We start from the raw sequence: 7,861 nt of genomic DNA, 5'->3' as shown, positions 1-7,861 counted from the left end.
ATCCTCAGGAAGCTGCGGCTTCTTTGCGCCCTTGTTCTGTTCGCTTTGCTCAACCGCTCGACCACTGTCGTCTTCACGGCATGAGGGCTAACGCCGCGCAAAACGAATTATTCAGGCCGGACTATTTAGAATCGATCAATTAGATAATCTGAAATGGACATTAAAGACTTCCGATGGGTGTTTATGCCATACTGCCTGCAAAGGCTTTCGAACGGGCGATACATCATTCTGAATCGTGACTACAAACCCTTGGGCACTACCAGCCCTGATTGGGTGGAGTACGAAACGCACCCAAGCGCCGTACGCATGAGCATAACCGCCAAAACGGCGGCAAGTTTGTCCACGCACGGCAAGCCTGATACGGATCGAATCTTTCTGTATGACGATGGTAGTTCACCCGCCAACGGTGCGGAACAGATGCGCGCGTACATGGAAAAACTGTCCCGGTTGGCAATGTACACGGTCAAATACGAAGACTAACCGGGCGCGACACAATAGACAAAGCCCCGTCAGGAATCAAATCCTGAGCGGGGCTTTTTGAGGGTCGGCCGGGATTCGCAAAAAATCCGCCACATCTTGATCTAAACTGCTGATTGATATGAGAAATCAGCGGCCTGACTGAGCGGAGAAACGGAGGGGTGAATATCCGGGACCAATTCAGTATGGCTTACGCCTTGTCCCTTCTGGGTAAACGCGTTCAAATGCAACGCCTTGACTTGCCCATTGTGATTTGCTTAGTCCTACGCGATCTATCTGGACCTTCGAAAGATCGACGCCTCTGTGCTGCAACAATTGGAGGAGCTGGTTTGTGTGATCAGTGGTTGGTGAATAGTGACCGCTTTGATCCGTAATATATCTAAGTCGACCTGACGCAACTTCCATCACCCCGGCTGCTGCGACTGGGGCTCCCGCTAAAAAAGACGAGTGATGTTGTAGCACAGACTCATCGCCAGCATAGAGCTTTCCCTTGCCGTCCATTACAAACATGTAGCCCATGCCCTCGGTGTTCATGGGTTGCCAAGCGCCTGATTCACCTTTTTGGGAAAGAATGCCGTTTGCTATCGATACCTGGTACCGAGCGCGTTCAACTGCGCTCAAATAGGGTACGGGAACGGGACCGCTGGCCGCTAGGCGATCGGCGTCGTATCCCGATGTTTTCAACATGCCAATGGTTCTATAAGTGTCGCCTTCACGAAGAGAGGTTCTGCTAGGCGGGCGCGTCAATGCTGCTAGTTGGGGGGACGCCTCTCTACGAGGGGCAGCACGAGCCGAGGATGTTTGGCCAGGAGACTCATTGCGTACCGCATCTAACTGATAATCCTGCGCTTGCCGAACGTTCTGTGTCGAATTTACACGTCCCATGATAGTCGCTTCCTTCAAGTATGTCAGTTGATGAACGCTATGATTAGCGCACGTTTCCTCTGGAAAGGTCTTGGGTGCGAAGATAAATTCTGAAATGCGAAGCGACAGCTTGGGGCCGAAAATAACTTCGGGTCTCGCCGAACCGTGTCGACGCAAATGGTGCTAAGGGAGTCTGATCGAGCGGGATTACGCGGACATGATGCGCGTTGCCGTGTCGATCAAGGCGGGCCGGATGACGCCGTCAACGATCCTGCGCCGCCTCGGGTCCGAAAGCACTAAGAACAAGCTGTATTTTGCGTTTCGCGAGCTTGGACGTGTGATCCGCACGCTGTTCCTGCTCAAGTATCTGAACGATCCGGAACTGCGCCGCACGATTACTCAGCGTAGGCGCTTGCGTGTTCGCGGAATTCTGCGAATATCCCGCGCTAACGTGCCTTGCGGGTCGCGCCCAGCACGCAGCAGGACTTCGCCAGCGGGCACGGTTTGCCGAACTTCTCAAGCGCGGGTGACGGCGGTTTGATGACAATCCCGCGTCTGATAGATACCCGGTTCAAGTTGCACTGAGCCAGAAGGGGCGTATCTGGCACAATGACGCTTTTGTGACAGTGCGCCCGCAAAGGTCTGTGTAAGCGGGATTTCACGGTTTTTTCACGGTCACACCCACAAATAGGCCGAAAACCCTTACCCAGCTTATGTTTCGTATCCCAAGACTAACACCCACCGAGGGCAAGTTCTTTGAAATCTTCAATGCGCACGCAACGTGCATCGTCTCGGCAAGCCACGAGCTCGAGCTGCTGATCGACAATCTGCAGGACGCGGAAACCCACAAGCAGAACGTGCAACAGTCCGAGAAGGCTGCCGACAAACTCACGCACGAAGCCATCGACCTGCTGCACAAGACTTTCATCACGCCGCTCGACCGCGACGAGATCCACAAACTGATCACGACGATGGACGACATCCTCGACCTGATGGAGGACGTCGCCACCGCCATCTCGCTGTACGACGTGCAATCGGTCACGTCCGAGGCCAGCCAGCTTGCGCATATCTGCACGGCGACCTGCGAGCGCGTGCAGTTCGCCGTGAGCCTGCTCGCGGACATGAAGCAGGCGAGCCAGATCCTTAAGGCGTGCGAGGACATCGACCGGCTGGAATCGGAAGCCGACCGCGTGCTGCGCGCGGCCATGTCGAAACTGTTCCGCGAGGAAGACGACGTCAAGGTTCTGATCAAGCTCAAGGCGATCTACGAGCTGCTCGAAACGGTCACCGACAAGTGTGAGGATGTGGCGAACATCATCGAAGGCATCGTGCTGGAAAACGCATAATGCAATCGATACAACTCGCTATCTGGGTCGTTGCCGGCCTGGTTGCCGTCGCGCTGGTTTTCGACTTCATGAACGGCTTTCACGACGCGGCGAACTCGATCGCCACGGTCGTCTCGACCGGCGTGCTGAAGCCGCAGCAGGCCGTGGCATTCGCGGCCGCGTTCAACGTCGTTGCCTATTTCGTGTTCCACCTGAAAGTGGCCGCGACGGTCGGCAAGGGCACGATCGACCCCGACATCGTCGACCATTACGTGATCTTCGGCGCGCTGGCCGGCGCGATCGCCTGGAACATCATCACCTGGCATTACGGCATTCCGTCGAGTTCGTCGCACGCGCTGATCGGCGGGCTCGTGGGTGCCGCGCTCGCCAAGTCGGGCTGGGGCTCGCTGAACTGGGACGGCCTCATGAAGACGATCGCGTTCATCTTCATCTCGCCGCTGCTCGGCTTCGTACTCGGCTCGTTTTTCATGCTGCTGGTGTCGTGGCTCTATTTCCGCACGCCGCCGAGCAAGGTCGACCGGCGTTTCCGCCGCCTGCAACTGTTGTCGGCGGGACTGTACAGCCTCGGTCACGGCGGCAACGACGCGCAGAAAACCATCGGTATCATCTGGATGCTGCTGATCGCGACCGGCTTCGCGTCGTTGAACGCGGATGCGCCGCCGCTGTGGGTGATCGGCGGCTGCTATCTGTCGATGGGGCTCGGCACGCTCTTCGGTGGCTGGCGCATCGTGCGCACGATGGGGCAGAAGATCACGAAGCTGAAACCGGTCGGCGGCTTCTGTGCGGAAGCGGGCGGGGCGATCACGCTGTTTACGGCGTCGTGGCTCGGCATTCCGGTTTCCACGACGCATACGATTACCGGCGCGATCGTCGGTGTCGGCGCGACGCAAAAGCTGAGCGCGGTGCGCTGGGGCGTGGCCGGCAACATCGTCTGGGCATGGATTCTGACGATTCCGGCTTCCGCGGTGCTGTCCGGTGCCGCATGGTGGCTCGGTCACCGCTTTCTGTGATTGCGTGTATCTCGCCTGAGATGGCCCGCGCTGTTTGATCGGCGCGGGTTGTTCGAGGGCTTCGGGAGTCCCGGCCTCGTTCGGTCAGCGCCTCTGCGCTGGCGCTGGCCTGCTGTCTTACCTCTGTTCTGACTGAACTGACTGCGCGATTCGTTAGCGATTGCCTCACGCTTCCACCACTATCGCCGCGCGTCACCTATCCCCTCAACACGCTCCCTCTGGCTTAGATCAACGGCGCGCTCGCGCCATCCATCGGGATGATCGCGCCGGTCACATAGCTCGCGCGGCGGCTCGCGAGGAAAAGCGCGACATCGGCAATTTCCTCGGGTTTGGCATAGCGGCCGAGTGGCACCTTGGCCTGGCCGCGCGCGAGCGCTTCCTCGTTGCCGATGCCCTGGCCCTGTGCTTCGAGCCTGACCGCTTCCTCAACGCGCTCGGTCAGCGTCGAGCCCGGATTGATCGCGTTGATGCGGATGCCGTAGCGCGCGTAGTAGTGCGCGAGGCCGACGGTTGCCAGCATCAGCGCCGCATTCGCCGCGCCGCCGGCGATATGGATGTCGCTCGCCATCTTGCCGCCCATGCCGATGATGTTGACGATCGTGCCCGGCTCGCCGCCGTGGCCGGCCTTCGCACGCTCGGCCATGCGGCGCAGCACTTCCTGCTGCGGATAGATGTAGGGGAAATACTTCGCTTCCATGGTCGCGCGGAACGCGTCGGCGTCGAGCGTTTCCGGGTCGTAGCGGCGCGCCGCGCCGGCACTGTTGACGAGCACGTCGATCGGTCCTACCGCGGTGCTGACTTCCTCGACGATATCGGCGGCGCTGTGCGGCTCGTGCAGATCGGCGCGCGTGCGATGCACGTGCAGTCCCTCCTGCTTCAACTGCTCGTAGGCACGCGCGAGGTTGGCGGGATCGCGCGACACGATCGCGACCTTCGCGCCCTCCTGCGCGAAGGCCCGCGCGCACGCGAAGCCGATGCCTTTGCTGCCGCCCGTAATCAACACCACCTTGTCTTTCAGACCGAGTTCCATCGTCATCACCCGCCGTCGGAAGAATATCCGGTGACGATAGCAGATTGGCGCGGGCGTCGTATCGCGCGGCGGTGTTTTTGTGCGGCGCGCGAAAAGGGGGCGTGTGTCAGCCGTCGCGCGTTCGGCGCGCATGACAACGGGCGCTGTCTTCCAGCTACCCACAGACGGCTACGCCAGAGCAAAAGCCTCGGTCGCTGGATACGGGCGCGTCAATAACTGCCGTTCGCAAAGCGGGCGATCGGGTCGTCGCTGGTTTGCGTGGGAGCGGGGATGCCACGTGCCGCCGTCGACGCGCGCATGATCTGCACGCCGCCGCCAGCTTCGGCGCGTTGCGCCTGCTGAGCCTGGCGTTCGGCGAGCGCAGCGGACGGTGGTGGCTCGAAGGCATCGGCGGCGGCGTCGATGGCATCGGGGGCGTTCCGCGACACGGTGCGAGCGCTCGTCACAGGCTGTGCCGGTTGTTGCATTGACGAAGGCGCGACGGCCTCATAGGCGCTCGCCTGGGCGGTCGGTGCCGCGGTCGGCGCGACGGCACCGGCGGAGCGCGCCTGCAATTGCGCGGCGCTGAGACCTGCAGGCGGCGGCTCGAACGGGTCGGCCTGGGCGGCGGCGGTCGCGCCGTTGTTGCCGGCGGGCGCGGTCGAAACCACGACCGGCTGGGCGGGCGCGGCAGCCGAAGGCACTCTCGGCGCCGTTTCAAGGCGCGCAGCCTGCGAGGACGAACCGCCTGCGTAAACCGGTGCCTGAGGCGCGGGCCTCGTCAGCGGGGACGTGATGCCACCGGACGCGGCAGGTGCACCCGCATAGCCCGACGTAGACGGAACGGCCGCCGCAGTTGCCGCCGCCACCGCCGCGCCACGCTCCGGCTGCGGCGCCGCCGCCTGATAACTCGGCGTATCGAACGGCGCCGGCGTCGCGGCTGGTCCGGCCATGCGGCGGATTCCGTCGAAGCGCTTTGCCCAATAGGGATTGGTCAGATAGTCGAGGCGCACCGTGCCGCCCGTCGACGGCGCATTGACGAAGCGCAGCTTGCCTACGTAGATGCCGACGTGCGAATGCGCACGCCCGGTCGTGTTGAAAAAGATCAGATCGCCGGGCGCGATTTCGTCGGGTTCGATCGATTCGCCGCGGCTGCTCATCTCGGCCGTCGTGCGCGGCAGATTTACCGATGCGGCGCGCAGCACGACATAGCGCACGAGGCCGCTGCAATCGAAGCCGCTGTCTGGCGTGTTGCCCCCCCAGCGATAGGGCACGCCGACGAGGCTCATCGCCTGGATCGAGATTTCCTCGCGGCCGATGCTGTGGTCGACGAAATGGGGGAAGCCCGGCGGCGGCGCGTGATACGCGCCGTTCGCCACGACGATGCCACCGGCCGGCCCGCGCGACGTTTTCTGCGGCGCGCCGGCACAAGCGGCGAGCAACAGCACGATCAGCAGCGAAAACGCGAGTCGGAGCATGAAGACGGGGCGGGCGGGTAAACGCCCGTTTACTGACTGAATGTCGCGATGGTAGCCCGTCACACGCGGCTGCGGCAAGAATTGTTGATAAATTACTTGAAGTTTGTGCGCTAAGTGTTGCCGGCGCGGAACGCCAAGGCGATAAAAAAAGCCGCGTCCGGAACGATCCGGACGCGGCTTGCGATGCCAGGGAAAGCCGGGAAAAACCCGGCCGAAGCCTAGAGAATTTCCGACGCGTAATCGGCGAGACGCGAGCGCTCGCCGCGCGCGAGCGTCACGTGTCCGCTATGCGCCCAGCCCTTGAAGCGGTCGACCACGTAGGTCAGGCCCGAACTGCCTTCGGTCAGGTAAGGCGTGTCGATCTGCGCGATATTGCCGAGGCAGATGATCTTCGTGCCCGGACCCGCGCGCGTGACGAGCGTTTTCATCTGCTTCGGCGTCAGATTCTGCGCCTCGTCGATGATCAGATACTTGTCCACGAACGTGCGGCCGCGCATGAAGTTCATGCTCTTGATCTTCAGGCGCGAGCGGATCAGCTCCTGGGTCGCGGCGCGGCCCCATTCGCCGGCGGCGTCGTCGGTTTTCTGCAGCACTTCGAGGTTGTCGTCGAAGGCCCCCATCCACGGCTGCATCTTTTCCTCTTCGGTGCCGGGCAGAAAGCCGATGTCTTCGCCGACCGGCACCGTCGCGCGCGTCACGATGATCTCGTTGTAGCGCTTGTCGTCGAGCACCTGCGCGAGGCCCGCCGCGAGCGCGACCAGCGTCTTGCCGGTGCCGGCCTGGCCGAGCAGCGTGACGAAGTCGATTTCCGGGTTCATCAGCAGATTCAGCGCGAAGTTCTGCTCGCGATTGCGCGCCGTGATGCCCCACACGTTGTTCTTGTGGTGGCCGTAGTCGCGCAGCGTTTGCAGCAGCGCCGTCTTGCCGTTGATTTCGCGCACGAGCGCATGGAACGCGGGCTCGCCGTTCTGCGGCTCGAGATAGACGAACTCGTTGACGAGCATCGACGCGCACAGCGGCCCCGTGACCCGGTAGTACGTCGTGCCGGTCTTGGTGTCCTGCCAGCTTTCCATGCCCTTCGCGTGCCGGGTCCAGAAATCCTGCGGCAGCGCGCGGATGCCCGTGTACAGCAGATCGCTGTCTTCGAGCACCTGGTCGTTGAAGTAGTCTTCGGCGGGCAGGCCGAGCGCGTGCGCCTTGATGCGCATGTTGATGTCTTTCGACACCAGCACGACCTGGCGGTCCGCGCGATCGCGCTGCAACGCGCGCACCACGCCGAGGATCTGGTTGTCGGCCTTGCCTTCGGGCAGGCCTTCGACCGGCTCGATCGCGGTGAGGCGGGTCTGGAAGAACAGGCGGCCCGACGCCTCGCGGCTGCCGAGGCGCGCGAGCGAGATGCCGTCGGCCATGTCGCCGGCATTGGCGACGAGCGCGTCGAGCGTGCGGCTCACCTGGCGCGCGTTACGCGCGACTTCCGACATGCCTTTCTTGTGGTTGTCGAGCTCTTCCAACGTCATCATTGGCAGATAGACGTCGTGTTCCTCGAAACGGAACAGGCAGCTCGGATCGTGCATCAGCACGTTCGTGTCGAGCACGAAGAGCTTCTGCGCCTCGACCGGCGTGGTGGTGGCCGTACCGCGTTTCTTGCGCGTGCCGCTTGCGGCGGGCGCAGGGGCA

At 62.2% G+C, this 7,861-nt stretch carries 6 protein-coding genes and 1 pseudogene; 4 read left to right on the top strand and 3 right to left on the bottom strand.

Features of this window, described 5'->3' with window-relative positions; genetic code table 11:
- Nucleotides 1-153: 153 nt before the first annotated feature.
- From G3N58_RS32905 to G3N58_RS32890, 4 genes and pseudogenes are all read left to right on the top strand, one after another.
- Nucleotides 154-480 carry a hypothetical protein gene (locus G3N58_RS32905; RefSeq protein WP_167284886.1) on the top strand — a complete coding sequence of 109 codons (327 nt, stop codon included), beginning with the start codon at nt 154-156 and terminating at the stop codon, nt 478-480.
- A gap of 1,054 nt (nt 481-1,534) precedes the next feature.
- A pseudogene (locus tag G3N58_RS32900) lies at nt 1,535-1,738 on the top strand (Tn3 family transposase); the annotation flags it as partial.
- A 316-nt stretch (nt 1,739-2,054) separates the two neighbouring features.
- Entirely contained in the window at nt 2,055-2,687 is a 633-nt protein-coding gene (locus G3N58_RS32895; RefSeq protein WP_167284885.1) for a DUF47 domain-containing protein, read from the top strand.
- Nucleotides 2,687-3,697: an inorganic phosphate transporter gene (locus tag G3N58_RS32890; protein WP_167038535.1), complete on the top strand. Its 1,011-nt coding sequence runs from the start codon at nt 2,687-2,689 to the stop codon at nt 3,695-3,697. The genes G3N58_RS32895 and G3N58_RS32890 overlap by 1 nt, the downstream gene beginning before the upstream one ends.
- A 223-nt stretch (nt 3,698-3,920) precedes the next feature.
- Here the strand turns inward: G3N58_RS32890 and G3N58_RS32885 are convergent, their stop codons facing one another.
- The 3 genes from G3N58_RS32885 to G3N58_RS32875 form a co-directional block, all read right to left on the bottom strand.
- Nucleotides 3,921-4,727 carry an SDR family oxidoreductase gene (locus G3N58_RS32885; RefSeq protein ID WP_167038533.1) on the bottom strand — a complete coding sequence of 269 codons (807 nt, stop codon included), beginning with the start codon at nt 4,725-4,727 and terminating at the stop codon, nt 3,921-3,923.
- Between the two features lie 209 nt (nt 4,728-4,936).
- Nucleotides 4,937-6,184 (bottom strand): C40 family peptidase, encoded by a 1,248-nt coding sequence (locus tag G3N58_RS32880; RefSeq protein WP_206001277.1) that lies wholly within the window; start codon nt 6,182-6,184, stop codon nt 4,937-4,939.
- Nucleotides 6,185-6,402: 218 nt separating this feature from the next.
- A partial coding sequence (locus tag G3N58_RS32875; RefSeq protein ID WP_206001276.1) for a PhoH family protein occupies nt 6,403-7,861 on the bottom strand: 1,459 nt, incomplete at its 5' end.

This window comes from Paraburkholderia sp. Ac-20342 (assembly GCF_017104985.1).
GTDB lineage: Bacteria > Pseudomonadota > Gammaproteobacteria > Burkholderiales > Burkholderiaceae > Paraburkholderia.
This window is presented reverse-complemented; position numbering and strand designations above follow the sequence as displayed.